Below are 15273 nucleotides of genomic sequence, written 5' to 3' on the forward strand. Positions count from 1 at the left end.
AATAGTAGTATTTAATTTTATTTCAATGTCGCAATCAGTAATATCGGATTACTATCCTCATTTATACTTTCTAAAACCTTGATAAATTCTTGTTTCTTATCTTCATCTTTGACTAAAGATGTTTTTACCAAATTAATATCTATCCAATTATTTGCATTATCAGGTTCTAATACATCGACCCAATATCGGCCAAGAGAACGATGTTCTACAGTGAAATCACCACCACACAAATCATTGTTCAGAACAAAAGGCCGTTCCATGCGACGATAAGGAATATTGAACCAAGGTACTTTACGTTCGGTTATTTCACCTTGCCGTTCTTCAACTCTCACAGTTCCATCCTGCTTATTATAGCAGTAGGTATATATTTTATCTCCTTTATTACCTACCAAATAGATAAATTCTCTACTTGGATAGTAAGAAGTAATAGTAAAATAGTTGAATGCTTCCCTTTCTTTAAACCATTTATGAGTGACTTCATAATCACCTTTCTCCTCTTTCGTAAAAACGGAATATTGAGGCACAAGCATTTCCGTATCAAAACTATATTGATAAATGGTATCTGTATCAGGATATTTAAGAGTTAATTGATCACTGTATGTATCAATGTTAGTTACACTTTCAGTCCAATAATTAACCATCTTATCCATCGAAGCTTTATTCTCAATAATTTGTTTTTCCTTGCCTATATGAACCGGATTCTTAAATATTTTCTTTTTATTGAAAGCATTATCTACCCATGCGAAAGACCATAAAGAATCTGCAATCGCCGTTGGATTATAAAAGTTCATATTCTGTGATATAAAGAAGCACTTATTAAACAGCAGATGCTGTGTCTCAGCACTCATAAATATATCGCTCTCTCTCAAATAAGTTGCCATCCTTTTGAAGTTTCCTTCAAAATCATACACCAAAATGCCTTTTTCGGAAGACACTATATAGACTTCTTTCTGCATTTCATCTATAAAGAAATCAGCACATGAAGCATATTCTCCCGGCCCCTGTCCTATTTTCCCTACCCAATTCAAGTAATTACCCGAACGTGAAAAGCGATAAATATAAAATCCTTTCTCCGGCTTTATCCATATATCATGTTCTGTAACTTGGGCTCTATGTATCTCACCGATATAAGATTTATCAGTTGCTTCCAACTGAACAACTTCTATTCCTGCAACTGCTTCACTTAATGGCAATGAAGATACCTTTATCACATTCTCTGAGAGATTGATAACCGGAACTCCGGCAACTGGCGCTTGTTGCTTCTTATTGGAACTACATCCCAATAAGACACATATCAGTAATAAAGGTATATACTTCATTATCCACCGGATCATAGTGTTACACCATATATACTTTATTCATCTTTCAAAGTAACTATCACTTTCGGTTCAGCCTTTACTTTGGCAGTCGCCATATTAATATAAGAAACAATCAGTTTATCACCCTTTGAAGCCGATAAGACAAAGCGACCATCCACATCGGTTATACTCCCTGTATGCGTTCCTTCTATCAATACAGATGCCCCCACAATAGGCTCACCGTCTTTATCCTGTACAAAGCCCTCAACCTTCATATCACCTTTGGATGAAGTTTTCTCAGCACCTTTTTTGTCTTTGGTAGTGATATAAATCTTGCCCTTACCACTATTTGAATCTTTCTCTACACTTATACTCTCAATTCTGTCAGCTGGTACTACACTACCCAAATCAACTTCCTTTGATTCAATTTCCACGCCATCCACATAGATAATCGCATCTCCCAAATCCGCCTTCTTACGATTTACATATACATCCTGTACCCCGGGAAGAGTAGATGATTTACTTGTCCCTTTCACTCGTAAAGTAGTAGAAGTTGAGTTCGTATTTTTGCTTCCTATAACGATAGGATATTCTTTATCTCTCAAAGTAATCAGAATCACACCATTCTTTCCCTTTTCTCCATACAGTTCCGTGACCGATTTATCCTTTAGAACAGTCATACTCTCTATACTTTCCGGTCTCAACGCTCCCATTATAGATGAAGGAACTTCTTTCCCATCCACAATGTACAAAGGTACAGCCTCTCCACTAACGGTTCCGGCAACTCTCTCTGTTACCAACTGAGAACTTGTTATCTCACCACCTTCCAGTTTGAATACCACCGGCAATGTATATTTCACTGCTACCGCCTTTCCTTTCTGCATACCTGGCTTCCACTTCGGCATCGCTCCCACTAATCGAATAGCTTCAGCATCCAAGTCTTTATCTACAGAACGAAGCACTTTCGGATTTGTCACATTTCCTTCCTTATCGATAATGAATTGCACCGTAACACGCCCCTGTGTACCATTCTTTTCTGCAGCTTCAGGATAACGCATATTCTTCTGAATGTACTCCACCGAAGCAGCTATGCCACCCGGGTATTCCGGCATTTGCTCCACCACCTCGTAGAAAGGAGTGCCTTGTAACTTTTCAGTCACTTCCACGGGAATATACTTCACCTCTACTGGTTTAGCTGTATCTTTCAGAGCTGTAGCTACTTGTACTACCTCTTCCGTACTTTTTGTGGCTTTTGCTTCCACAATTGCTGTTAAATCATTAACTTTGACGGCAGAAATCTCTTCTGCAGTTTCTGAGATTTCAGGACGGGCAAAAGCTGTTACTGCAATAGCTGCTACCGGAAGTATATACAAATACTTCAATTTTGCCCACGGATTCGATTTTTCTTTTAACATCATAGTGATACGTTTTTTAAGTTTACTGTGATTAAAGCTGTTGGCCATAGAGTAGAGCCTTGTGCCGACAGCTTTTTTGATTAATAATAGTTGATATTGTTTCGCGTCAACGCCTTTCTCAATAACCGTTTCATCAGCCTCATACTCATGGATATTCTGCAACTCCTGTTTCAGTAACCATGAAGCCGGATTGAACCACTGGAAGAAGATACAGATATCCGCCACCAACAAGTCCCATGAATGCCGATTCTGAATATGAGCCAATTCATGAATAAGTATCTCCCGACCATTCTCATCCAGATCTTTTTCAGAAATAACGATATATTTCATCCAACTGAACGGAGCGATATCACGGTCGTGGACTATCAGGGTCACTTTCTCTCCCTCATCGATATATTCACTTAAGTTCTCTTTCCTACCAGATTTTAGCAACCCGCCTAATTTCAACAACGAATATCCGTTGCGTAGAGCAAAGAGTAAAATACCTGCCAGGTACACCAACAATGCAACCTGTATCCAGGTCACCGTCACTTCCTCTGCCTGTAAATCCGTAACATCAGCCGTGTTCATCATATCCGCCAGCATCAACCACTGTTCTAAAGTCATCATGGTCTGATGAACTTCTGTCTGTTCCTCTACGGTTACCTCTACCAATGGCAACAGGCACGATAACAACAGAATACTCAGTAGCGCCACCCGGTTGAAACGATGAAACGTTTCGCGACTCAGCAATAATCGGTAGAATAAATAAAATACCACCAGACAAACCGACGACTTCAGTATATAGACAAAGAAAATTCCCATATGGATGTACTATTTATAATTTTATCAATTCTTCTCTCATCTTTTCCGCACCGGGGAAACCTGTAACTTTATATGAAAGTTTCCCTTCCCGATCTATCACAAAGTATGTAGGTATTCCCGGATACTCATATAATTTGCCTAATGCAGCACTCTGTTCATTCGTTATCCGGTAATGAATTCCGTGAATATCGGGTATTGTGATTTTCCACTTTCCTTCGGGTGAACTTTCATCCGCTACATAGACATATACTACATCTTTCAGTTCTTCTTTAACTGGTTTCAAACTATTCATAGCTCGCATACAAGGACCACACCAAGTATTCCACATATCTATCAGAACCACTTTACCACGATAAGGACGAGTGATAACTGCTAACAAACTGTCCGCTGTAACTGCCGTATCAAGCTGGCAGACCGTGTAACCAGTTTTCTTTGCACTTTCTGCAAGTAAATCCGCCACCTTCTGATTCCTAATAGTCAAAGCTTTCTTGATTTCCGGTTCGGATATACTATCCAACGTCAGCATCTGTTTCTCCGACAATGGTTTCAGGCGGGCAAGAGTAGATCCTAAAGGTCTCGCCCGTAAGATATCCTCCCAGACAGGTTGCGGTTCAAACTGACCTTTGAAATCTTCGGTTGCAGCACGGACAAAATCAGGATAACCGCCATATCGTATATAAGGAGAATGAATAAAATCCAATTTCAGAATATCATCATAATAGTTCTCACCTACCGTCATATCCGCACGCTTCACTCCTTTTTTTCCACTGATCATCGGGGCATAACTGATTGTACCCTTATACCCCTTGATAGCAAAGAAATACGACATTTCCAGATTATTTATCATGTATGTGCGTGCAACACCACTCAGCAACTTATTCTTTAGTATTTCATCACGATTTTTTTCGTAAATCTTCGTCACATACTTTTTATATTGGGCAGGAGTGACACCGCAAATATTCTCATAAAAATTATCCGCACTGTAAATACTCGTCAGTCCGGCATACTTTGTCAGTTCAGTATTCAGACCGGCATACGTACCCTCGAACCAGACCAGTGGTCTTCTATCTTTCTTCCCGAACAAACGGCTTTCTGACCAGTAAATTTCCTGTAAATTAAATGTTATTTCAAGCTCACCACCCGGTACCAAAAATATCTCAAACCTCTTCCGCCCCACACGCAATGTAGCATCACCCGGTATCATCAAGTTTGTTTCATAATAAAAGCTTCCATCCTCAGCTATCGGAAGGGATTGACCAAATACATCAAAAAAGAACCAGTCACTGCAATTGAAATTCAGAGTAGTTCCATATGCCGGATTATAACCTAATATCTGTCCGCGAATCACCGTCTTTCCATTTTTCAAATCAGGGTCAGGCAAAGGCTGAGAATAATCCAATTGCTGATTCAACAATTTCTCAGGTATTCCGATTTCCGGCTTCTTACCATCCAGACGCACTCCATAAATATTCCATCCTTCACTCTTCTTTGCAGGCATTTCATAAAAGTCGAGACTTTCCGCATCCATAGGAATCGGTTCAAACTTTAAAGTCACAGCCAACTCACCCGAAGCCGGAAGATTTGTCCAAAACTCTTTCGAAAATCCATCGCCACCCAGATAAGCATACATTTTCTCCCCCACCTGTACAACGGCAGTCGAGTCTATTCTTATTCCTTCACCCGGTCTGGAATATATTTTAGCCTCTATCCATGTCGTATCTTTCCCTAATGTCACTTTTTGGAATTCTATTTGGTTGGTACTCGTTGCCATGAAATAAGGAGCTTTCCCCACCTTCTTCGCCTGCAAGCCTGCACAAACAGCTACCAACACTAAACAAGTTATAGCAATGTTTTTCATAATCTTCGATATTTAAAATTACTATATCTTCCCTCTCTCCACTTCTGCAATCAGCTGCTTCAAATCTTCCAGTGAGATATCTTCCTCTTTTACCAATGAAGATACTGCGCTAAGATACGAATTATTGAAATATTTACTGATTACTTTCTTCAGTGTTCCTTTGCTGAAATCCTCCTTGTTCAGCACAGCATAATACTGGTACGTGTTACCGTAAGTCTTATGCGCCAGAAAACCTTTATCTTCCAGACCTCTTACAATTGTAGACAAAGTATTGAAGTGCGGCTTGGGCTCTTCATAAAAAGCCAGCATCTCCTTCACAAACAACGGACCTTTCTCCCAGAAAAATCCCATGATTTCTTCTTCTTTTGCAGTCAATCCTTTCATAACTCTTCATTTGTTTTTCGCAAAGAACTAAAATATTTAGTTTATAAACTAATTTTCCTCGTTAAATAAGACTAAACACTAAAATACCTACAAATAGCGATTGTAATTTTCACAAAAAAGCCGTTACTTTGCGCACGAATTAACAAAGAAAGAAAGGATAATCTGCAATGAATGAACCGCATAAGTATCGCGCCACAGACAAAATGAGCGACCTTATCTGTGATAACTACTCCTTATTAATGGTTATGAGCCGTTTTGGCCTCTCTCTGGGTTTTGGAGATAAGAACGTAAAGGACGTTTGTGAAGCACAAGGCGTAGACTACCGCACCTTTCTCGCAGTAGCCAATTTTATCAGCGAAGAACAATATAGCTATAGTGGAGATGAAAATGTATTTTCCATCTCAGCACTTATGGATTATCTGAAGCGGGCGCACACTTATTTCCTCGATTTTAAATTACCTGTTATCCGTCGTAAACTGATCGAATCTATTGATTGTTCGGGTACGGACAATATTGCCTATCTCATTCTTAAATTTTTCGATGAATATGCCAAAGAGGTACGTCGCCACATGGAATATGAAAACGAGGCCGTGTTCACCTATGTCGAAAAGCTGCTTGAAGGCAAACTTGCTGAAAACTATGATATAGCAACTTTTGCCAGCAAACACAATCAGATTGAGTCCAAACTGACCGAACTGAAAAATATCATCATTAAATATTATCCGGAAAAAGAGAACAACAACAAACTTAATGCTGTTCTTTTTGACATCTTCAACTGCGAACATGACCTTGCTTCACACTGTCAGGTAGAAGACTATATGTTTGTTCCTGCTGTAGCCCAACTGGAAAGGAGATTGAAAAATGAACAATAATGTTTCTGTAAAGATAGCAGTCGCTGAAACTTCTGTCATTATCCGAAGCGGACTTACGACAGTATTGAAGCGCCTGCCTAATCTGAATGTAGTACCTATAGAGGTTTCTTCCCCAGAGTCTTTGCAAAGTTACATACACTTGCATACACCCGATATACTGATTGTCAACCCTACTTTTGGTGGTTGGTTTGATCTTCCTGCATTCAAGGCAGAAAATGGGAAGGTGGAAACTAAATATCTGGCCCTTGTATGTTCCGTGATCGACAGTAATTCATTAAAAGAATACGATGACCATCTCTCGATATGTGATGATCCGGACACCATTGCCACTAAAATCAACCAACTGCTGTGCACTGACGAAGAAGAAGAAAAAGAGAGTGAACAGGAAACACTCAGCCAACGAGAAAAAGAAATCATTACCTGTGTTGTGAAAGGCATGACCAACAAAGCCATTGCCGACCAACTTTATCTTTCTATCCATACGGTTATCACTCACCGCCGGAATATCGCCCGTAAACTGCAAATACATTCTCCGGCAGGTTTGACTATTTACGCCATTGTGAATAAGTTGGTGGAATTGCAGGATATTAAGGATAACTTATAAAAATTGTCTTGCTTAAGATATAATCTTCCCCCTTTTACTTTTGTCCAACTTTGTTTTTATCAGTTTGCGTTGATCAATAACGCAAAGATGAAAACATACTGAAGATAGACGAAAAACTAGAATATTAAGGCTACTTTCTCAGGATTACAAGAAGTTAAGAGTTTGTCAACAAGGAGTTAACTTCCTGCTGACAAACTCTTAACTTCTTGTCAACAGGGCATTAAATGAAAAAATCCCCGCTCTTTCACGATATCACATCGGGGAAGACGGGAACCTTTTTTCCTTAATAAAAGTGGTTACGTAATTATGACTAACTAATTCATTAAATCTGATGATGCAAAAGTAGGGCATTTGCGAAGATGCTGCAATCCCTAAAACAAGGTATAATGAAAGAAGGCAGTAGTCATAATTAGGTATATAGACCTGCAAACATCCCTATTTATACTTAAACGCCAAAATATAATACACAATAAGCACCAATATCAGCAAACCACCGACAGCACCTGTTATTATATTACACAGGCCTTGTGGAATACCATATTCCACCTCAACTTTACTAAAGACAAGAGTAAGAAACAGCAAAGTTAAACAAACATTTAATATCCGGGCAATGCGAACTGCCATAAGATACTGCACTGCCACATTACGTTCCGTAATACGTACCGGAAAACGTATCCAACGGATAGGGAGATACGCAGAGAAACCTACCAAAAGAAGACAGAAAGTACCTAATCCGGCAGCAAACAGAGAAAAGTTTGCCACAATCTTATCTTCTGCATGTGTATACACCCATATAGCACACCCCCAGGCAGCAACAGCTAATAAAACTGCAACACCTTCCAGTATACGGTCTATTACGGTAGGATATACACGGATATTAGGAAACTCTTTTGTTGAATAAGGACCAAGATTTAACATAGAAATATGAATTATAAATTACGATTCCGGTTCTTCAGGCGGAGGAATATTTTTAGTTTTCTTCATCCGCCCACTCTTCCGCAAAGCCTCAGCAATAATCCACTGAAGCTGTCCGTTAGTGCTGCGAAACTCATCGGCTGCCCATTTTTCAATAGCATCCATAGTCGCTGCATCTACACGCAAGACAAAGCTTTTGGTTGAAGTTTCTTTTTTAGCCACGATTCTATTTTACGATTAAACAATTTACTATTGACTTTGTATCATAACAGACTTCCGTTATGGATGAATGATACAATATCGTCCATAACATATTCCACTACAGGTGACGCCTGGTTATATTCAAATGGAGTAGCCTTGCCACTACCTTCCTGCAACATATGATTGAGTTTAGGATAAGATTTAAAGAAAGCATTCTTATTACGCAGAAGTCCAAAACGCCATAAGCCAAAATCCTGCATAGTAACCTGATAATCACGCTCACCTTGTAAGATCAGCATAGGTAAAGTCAATTTAGATGCCACCTCTACAGGTTTATAAGCATTAGCAAATTCCCAATAGGGACGAGGAACATTCAACAGCAAAGGAAGTTTATCATCAAAATCCGGCGTACCCAACTTCTTTATATTATCCGCCTGCTTTTTTATTTCAGCTATCTGCTCTTTGACACGGGCAGAAGAATCTGTCAAAGAAGAAATATAAGTCATCTGCTCAACAATTGCATCTTCAAACGGACGGGCCAAAGCAGCAACAAGAATAATTCCAGTCAATCCGTCGGCCCGTTCTGCAATACGAGGGGCAAGTGTTGCACCCAAACTATGGCCTAACACATAAATACTGTCAGCATCAACCTCCGGCAACGTCTTCGCCCAAGCAACAATGGCTATAGCATCATCCACACTTTCTGTATCATAATCAATTTCACGACCTTCCGGTACACAAGCGGCACCATAGACCTTCGTACGTTTATCATAACGGATCGTTGCAATGCCGCGTTCCGCCAGTCCCCAGGCTAAATCACGAAAAGGTTTATTCGGTCCAACAGTCTCATCACGATCTTGCGGACCGGAACCATGTACGAGAATTACCACAGGAACCTTTTTCTTCCCTACAGGCAATGTCATTGTTCCGGGTAGATTAAAGCCATCCGCTCCAACCGTTATATCCCGTTCCAGCATCTTCTCTTTATTATAAACCACTGGCTTTGCTGTAGAAGCAGCAGGCACAGGCATTAGACGAATCGTATTCATCCCACCATCAGCATCGAAAGACAACAGGAAACGAAGGTCGTAACGCTCAAACTTCAAATCACGATGATAGAGCGTAATCCCCTCAGCGCTTTCTTTCCGCCATTCGCCTTTGGACTGAAGTTTCCCGAACTGCTTTTCCGACTGCTTGAACATATCCCTAAAAACTTCCGGAGATAATTTTTCCTGCAAATTCTTGTTCAGGAGAGCATGGATGCTATCAGCCTGATTTTCTACAAACAATTCATATACATGCTCTGCACGATTTATATTTGCATCCTGAGCAAAAACCGCTACTACATGTCCCAGCAATAAGCCGAGCACTAATGCCCACTTATATAAAAAAGAGAAATTCATACTATTCGAATTAATGATTTAATGTACCTGCGTTTACAATTGGTTGTGCAGCCTCATCCGCACAAAGCACTACCAATAGGTTACTGACCATAGCCGCCTTTTTTTCCTCGTCCAATTCAACAATCTCCTCTTCGGAAAGTTTATGCAAAGCCATTTTTACCATGGAAACAGCACCTTCCACTATTTTCTCGCGGGCAGTGATAATAGCTGAAGCCTGCTGACGGCGAAGCATCACCGCAGCTATTTCAGGTGCATAAGCCAGATAGTTGATACGTGCTTCCACCACTTCCATACCTGCCATAGCAAGGCGTTCATTGAGTTTCTGTTCCAATTGCTCATTTATTTCTTCACCGCCGGAACGAAGTGTCAACTCTTCAGTATCCGCTTCGTTATCATCGTAAGCATATTGCCCGGCCACCTGACGTAAAGCAGCATCACTTTGTATCTTTACAAAGTTCTCAAAGGCATTCATACGGCTGGCAACTGCATTACCTATACTAATTTGATTCGCATTGCCTGTTACGGTATGTGCAGAGGATGCCATGGTCTGTGAATCAATTTCAAACATAGCCTTATAGGTATCTTTGAGTTTCCATACCAGTACCAAGCCAATCAGAATAGGATTACCAATTTTGTCGTTCACCTTAATAGGTTCCACATCCAGATTTCGTGCACGAAGAGAGAGCTTCTTCTTATCCAAGAATGGATTAACCCAGAAAAAGCCTGTTTCTTTAAATGTCCCTTTGTATTTACCAAAGAACACCATGGCCCGGGCTTCATTCGGTTCCAATTGCATATAACCGGCAAACATGATGCACCAGACAATGCAAAGGATACCAGCTACAACCGCTGTCGGAACACATGTGGTAAAGCCGAAGAAAATAAGTGCCGGCAACACGATAAGATGAATGAATAATCCTAAGAAACCGTTCATCTTAAATCCATTAAAATTCAATTCTTTTGCTTCCATACTTTATAGATTTAATTGATATCATTTTGATATCACAAATATATCGAAATATTAAGCATATAAACAAGCAATCTGAGAAGATTTTCCGGGGAATTAAAGAATATTAAGGAAGAGAGTCGTTTTTGTTGTATATTTGCATAAGAAAACTCAATCAGTCATACAATGAGAAAGTACATCCTATCACAAACTATTTATTTACTGCTATTTATACTCTTCATTACCTGTAAAGCTGCTGCCCAACCAGTGTGCCAGATACAACATTTCTCTGCTTACAATGGATTAGCACAGCGAACGGTAACGAACATCGTACAAGATTCAAAAGGGCTTATCTGGTTCTCAACCTGGAATGGTCTGAATAAATTCGACGGGTATACTTTCAAAAATTACAAAGCATTTCCGGGAGACGGCTCCAACCTGACGAGCAACCGCCTGTCTTCCATCACTCAGACTCAGACTTGTGACATCTGGTGTCAGACTTATGATCTCCGCGTTTATCTGTTCGACACACGTAGCGAGAAGTTCATAGATGTTCTGCGTCCTTACGAAAACCAGAGCAAACAAACGTATGCCGTACGTACCATTTATGCTCTACCAAAGGGTATCAGCTGGATTCTGTGCGAACAGGAAGCATTCCGAATCGACGAACTGAGTTGTAAAGCAGGAGAAGGTATCACTCTTTACAGTCCGGAACAAAAGAATCTGAAAGGGAGTCACATTATCACTGTACATCAGGACAGTGAAGGAGATGAGTGGATCCTGACTGATAAAGGAATATCCATCATCGGCAAAAAGAAAATTGAATCGGATATACCATTCAAGAGCATTAAAGAAAATAATGGTAAGATATATCTGATATCCGATGACAATCAATTGGTGATATATAACCCCCAGACACAGCAATTACAGTTTAATGAAGCACCTTTCCTCTCTTCTAATACCATTAATTCCATGCAGAATCTCGGCAAAGATAGCATTGGACTTTGTACAGATGAAGGTTTATATATCTTTTTTGCCGGAGAAGGCAAATACAGACTTATCGATCCTCGTACTTCAACCAAACCTTCTCCCAAAGTATTATCCGTATTCAAAGATCATCACGGAGAATTATGGATGTTTGCCGATACCCCAGGAGTAGTAAGGTACAACCTGGTTACAGAAGATAAGCAACACTACATTACTCCCAAGGAGGATCTACCAAATGCCGAACGTGTAAACCGTGATTTCATTTTCGAAGATTCACAGGGAACTTTGTGGATGGTTCCCCATCAGGGTGGTTTCTGTTACTACGACCGGAGAAACCGCCAGTTGAAACCCTATTATACAGATTACGACAATCTAAATTCGAAGTATAGTCCCAACATTCTAAACTACTTCCTGGACCGCCAGGGCAACCTATGGTTCTGCAATACCTGGGATGTTACCAAAATATCTTTCTTCCCGCACGCCTGCCACCTGCAATCCATTGACACCGGCTTCGAGACCCGTGCTTTTCTTATAGATAGGGAAAAGAATCTCTGGACATCTACCAAAAAAGGCTCTGTCAGGATATATCGGACGGACGGTAGCCTGAAGGGCTATCTGACTCCGGAAGGAACTATCAGTCCTAATCCTGTGTCGTTTTCCAAGAATATTTATTGTTTCATGGAAGACAAAGAAGGTATCATTTGGATGGGTAGCAAACAGGACGGACTTTTCCGTCTGGAAAGAACTGGGAACGACCGTTTCAAAATACGCCAGTTCACCCGTCAAAAGGATGATCCGTACAGTTTAAGCTACAACAGTATTTATACCATCTTTCAGGATAGTAAAAACCGTATTTGGGTAGGATGTTACGGTGGCGGATTGAATCTGATTGAAGAAACGCAGGAAGGAGAAATACGCTTTCTGCATAGCGGCAATAAATTAACGGGATATTCGAAAGATCGCTTTGCCAAAGTACGGTACATCACTGAAGCAAACCAAGTACTATTGGTGGGAACAACGGAGGGTTTACTCACCTTCTCCAGTGAATTCACACAACCGGAACAAATTGAATTCTACCGGAATATACGTATCCCTGATAAAGTATCCAGCCTTTGCAGCAACGATGTCATCTACATTTATACCGACAGTCGGAAAGATACCTACGTCCTATCATTTACCGGAGGTCTCAATAAAATATTATCCGAAAATCTGCTAAGCGACCAAATAGAATTCAAAACATACACTACCCAAAACGGTCTTCCTTCAGACCTTGTGGAATCTATGATAGAAGATAATAAAGGGAATCTCTGGATAATAGCAGAAAATGCACTGGCATGTTTTCATCCGGAAAAAGAGACCTTTGAACATTACGACAAGAAATACCTGCAACAGGATCTATACTTCACCGAAGCCGCTCCGGTGCAGAACCAACATCACCAGTTATTACTGGGAACAGATATCGGCATTCTGAGAATATTCCCTGAGCAACTTCAAAAAAGTAGCTATGTTCCTCCTATCGTATTCACCGGACTCAAGATACAAGGAACTTCCCAGGATCTGGATATTGATGACCTGAAAGAATTGAAGCTGAAACCTTCCGAACGAAATGTAACCTTCCAGTTTGCTGCGCTGGATTACATCGATCCGCAATCCATCAGTTACGCTTATCGTCTGAAAGGTCTGGAAGAAAACTGGAATGAAGTAGACAATAGTCGGTCTGCCAGTTATATCAACCTTCCTCCCGGAGGTTATGAACTGCAGATACGATCCACCAACAGCGATGGGGTATGGATGGAAAACGGTACTCGTGTTCTTCCCATTATAGTGCTCCCTACATTCTGGGAGACCTATTGGGCATGGATACTTTATGCCATTTTATTCATAGCATCGACTGCAACGATCGTTTATATCATTCTCTATATATACCGTCTACGCCACCGGATCAACCTGGAACAACAACTGGCAAACATCAAACTACGTTTCTTCACTGACATATCCCACGAGTTACGCACCCCGCTAACACTGATAGCCAGTCCGGTAACCGAAGTATTAGAACATGAAACGACTCTATCGGCCAATGCACGTAAACACCTGACATTGGTACACAAAAATACGGAACGTATGCTCCACTTGGTAAACCAGATTCTGGATTTCCGTAAAATAGAGAATAAGAAGATGAAAGTACTGTTGGAAAAGACCAATGTGGTTGTCTTGCTGGAAAAGGTAATGGATAATTTCCGTCTTATTGCTGAAGAAAAGAATATAAACTATCAATTACAGACAAACCAGGAGATAATATCCGCCTGGATTGATCAGGATAAATTCGAGAAGATAATTTTCAACCTGTTGTCCAACGCTTTCAAATATACGCCTGCCAACAAGTCTATTACTGTTCATGCCAATGTGGAGGGAGACAAGCTGATTGTATCCGTAGCTGACGAGGGAATCGGTATTGACCCTAAGAAGCAACAAACGCTTTTCCAACGCTTTGAGACTTTAGTGAAATACAATATATTACAACCTTCCTCCGGCATCGGCTTGTCACTCGTAAAAGAATTAATAGAGTTACATTGTGGTAGTATTGAAGTAAAGAGCCAGCCCGAAGTGGGTAGTGAATTTATTGTCACCCTGCCAATGGGACAGAAAATATATGAAACTCATGAAAACACTGAATTCATTCTGAATGACGGAGCTTCTACAGAAACCGACAATAAAATAGACGAGGTATCCCAGAACATGCCTATGGATACCGACAAAGTTGATCCGATTTCCATTCTGATCGTGGAAGACAATACGGAACTTCGGAGCTTCTTGCATACTATTCTTTCGGAAAACTACAAAGTCATTGAGGCAACTAACGGTCAAGAAGGTTTAGAACGTGCACAAGAGCATGTTCCTGATCTTATCATCAGCGACATTATGATGCCTGTAATGGATGGTCTGGATATGGTGAAGAACATTAAAGAGAATCGGGAGATTTGTCATATCCCCACCATCCTTTTATCCGCCAAATCATCATTGGATGACCGCATCTCCGGATTGGAACAGGGTATCGACGATTATATCACCAAGCCTTTCAGTGCTACTTATCTGAAAGCACGTATCAAATCGTTGCTACACCAACGTAAGCGGTTACAGGATATTCTCTGGAAACAATGGTCTGAAAAACAGGAAAGTCCCTCTGCAACGTCTATTGACATATCCCCATCACAGCCACAGATCACTCCATTCGATGAACAATTCATGCAGCAGGTAATGGAAGTTATGGAAAAAGAAATGGATAATTCCGACCTGACCATCGAAGAGTTTGCACAGAAACTGAATATGGGACGTACCGTCTTTTATCAAAAGTTGAAATCTATCATCGGCCTGTCACCAGTGGACTTCATACGGGAAATCCGAATCAAACGTGCCGTACAGTTAATAGATAGCGGAGAATACAACTTCTCACAAGTAGCATATATGACGGGATTCAACGATCCCAAGTATTTCAGCAAATGCTTCAAGAAGCAGGTGGGGATGACACCTTCGGAATACAAAGAAGGGAAAAAATGATTAGTGGTTAGTAAATAATAAGCATTTAAAC

General features: G+C 40.5%; 11 protein-coding genes. 3 read left to right on the forward strand and 8 right to left on the reverse strand.

Annotated features, from left to right (window positions below; genetic code table 11):
• Positions 1–17 precede the first annotated feature (17 nt).
• From DWW10_RS22450 to DWW10_RS22465, 4 genes are read right to left on the reverse strand one after another with little or no spacing between them, the layout of a single operon-like run.
• Entirely contained in the window at positions 18–1319 is a 1302-nt protein-coding gene (locus DWW10_RS22450) for a 6-bladed beta-propeller (protein ID WP_118421174.1), read from the reverse strand.
• A gap of 35 nt (positions 1320–1354) precedes the next feature.
• Complete coding sequence (locus DWW10_RS22455) at positions 1355–3517, reverse strand: M56 family metallopeptidase (protein WP_118421151.1); 2163 nt, start codon at positions 3515–3517, stop codon at positions 1355–1357.
• Positions 3518–3530: 13 nt separating this feature from the next.
• Positions 3531–5375, reverse strand: coding sequence for a TlpA family protein disulfide reductase (locus tag DWW10_RS22460; protein ID WP_022391422.1), 1845 nt, complete (start codon positions 5373–5375; stop codon positions 3531–3533).
• A gap of 21 nt (positions 5376–5396) precedes the next feature.
• Entirely contained in the window at positions 5397–5759 is a 363-nt protein-coding gene (locus DWW10_RS22465) for a BlaI/MecI/CopY family transcriptional regulator (RefSeq protein ID WP_007666798.1), read from the reverse strand.
• A gap of 167 nt (positions 5760–5926) precedes the next feature.
• Between DWW10_RS22465 and DWW10_RS22470 the strand changes: the two genes are divergently transcribed.
• Entirely contained in the window at positions 5927–6631 is a 705-nt protein-coding gene (locus DWW10_RS22470; RefSeq protein WP_022391423.1) for a hemerythrin domain-containing protein, read from the forward strand.
• Positions 6621–7235 carry a response regulator transcription factor gene (locus DWW10_RS22475; protein ID WP_022391424.1) on the forward strand — a complete coding sequence of 205 codons (615 nt, stop codon included), beginning with the start codon at positions 6621–6623 and terminating at the stop codon, positions 7233–7235. Before DWW10_RS22470 ends, DWW10_RS22475 begins: the two co-directional genes overlap by 11 nt.
• Positions 7236–7670: 435 nt before the next feature.
• On the opposite strand, the gene DWW10_RS22480 is transcribed toward DWW10_RS22475, so the two are convergent.
• From DWW10_RS22480 to DWW10_RS22495, 4 genes are read right to left on the reverse strand one after another with little or no spacing between them, the layout of a single operon-like run.
• Positions 7671–8153, reverse strand: coding sequence for a hypothetical protein (locus DWW10_RS22480; protein WP_022391425.1), 483 nt, complete (start codon positions 8151–8153; stop codon positions 7671–7673).
• Between the two features lie 18 nt (positions 8154–8171).
• Entirely contained in the window at positions 8172–8372 is a 201-nt protein-coding gene (locus DWW10_RS22485; RefSeq protein ID WP_007666806.1) for a type II toxin-antitoxin system antitoxin, read from the reverse strand.
• A gap of 41 nt (positions 8373–8413) precedes the next feature.
• On the reverse strand, positions 8414–9754 hold the full coding sequence (locus DWW10_RS22490; protein WP_022391426.1) for an alpha/beta hydrolase: 1341 nt from the start codon (positions 9752–9754) through the stop codon (positions 8414–8416).
• A 10-nt stretch (positions 9755–9764) separates the two neighbouring features.
• Complete coding sequence (locus DWW10_RS22495) at positions 9765–10724, reverse strand: SPFH domain-containing protein (RefSeq protein ID WP_022391427.1); 960 nt, start codon at positions 10722–10724, stop codon at positions 9765–9767.
• Positions 10725–10886: 162 nt separating this feature from the next.
• Here DWW10_RS22495 and DWW10_RS22500 point away from each other — a divergent pair, with 162 nt between their 5' ends.
• Positions 10887–15242 carry a hybrid sensor histidine kinase/response regulator transcription factor gene (locus tag DWW10_RS22500; protein WP_022391428.1) on the forward strand — a complete coding sequence of 1452 codons (4356 nt, stop codon included), beginning with the start codon at positions 10887–10889 and terminating at the stop codon, positions 15240–15242.
• Positions 15243–15273: the final 31 nt, after the last annotated feature.

Source organism: Bacteroides intestinalis (assembly GCF_003464595.1).
GTDB classification, from domain to species: Bacteria; Bacteroidota; Bacteroidia; order Bacteroidales; family Bacteroidaceae; genus Bacteroides; species Bacteroides intestinalis_A.

Bases quoted from the DNA above. Each gene is read 5' to 3' on its own strand.
- DWW10_RS22500 (WP_022391428.1), top strand. From the start codon at position 10,887: ATGAGAAAGTACATCCTATCACAAACTATTTATTTACTGCTATTTATA.
- DWW10_RS22495 (WP_022391427.1), bottom strand. From the start codon at position 10,724: ATGGAAGCAAAAGAATTGAATTTTAATGGATTTAAGATGAACGGTTTC.
- DWW10_RS22460 (WP_022391422.1), bottom strand. From the start codon at position 5,375: ATGAAAAACATTGCTATAACTTGTTTAGTGTTGGTAGCTGTTTGTGCA.
- DWW10_RS22480 (WP_022391425.1), bottom strand. From the start codon at position 8,153: ATGTTAAATCTTGGTCCTTATTCAACAAAAGAGTTTCCTAATATCCGT.
- DWW10_RS22465 (WP_007666798.1), bottom strand. From the start codon at position 5,759: ATGAAAGGATTGACTGCAAAAGAAGAAGAAATCATGGGATTTTTCTGG.
- DWW10_RS22455 (WP_118421151.1), bottom strand. From the start codon at position 3,517: ATGGGAATTTTCTTTGTCTATATACTGAAGTCGTCGGTTTGTCTGGTG.
- DWW10_RS22450 (WP_118421174.1), bottom strand. From the start codon at position 1,319: ATGAAGTATATACCTTTATTACTGATATGTGTCTTATTGGGATGTAGT.
- DWW10_RS22490 (WP_022391426.1), bottom strand. From the start codon at position 9,754: ATGAATTTCTCTTTTTTATATAAGTGGGCATTAGTGCTCGGCTTATTG.
- DWW10_RS22475 (WP_022391424.1), top strand. From the start codon at position 6,621: ATGAACAATAATGTTTCTGTAAAGATAGCAGTCGCTGAAACTTCTGTC.
- DWW10_RS22470 (WP_022391423.1), top strand. From the start codon at position 5,927: ATGAATGAACCGCATAAGTATCGCGCCACAGACAAAATGAGCGACCTT.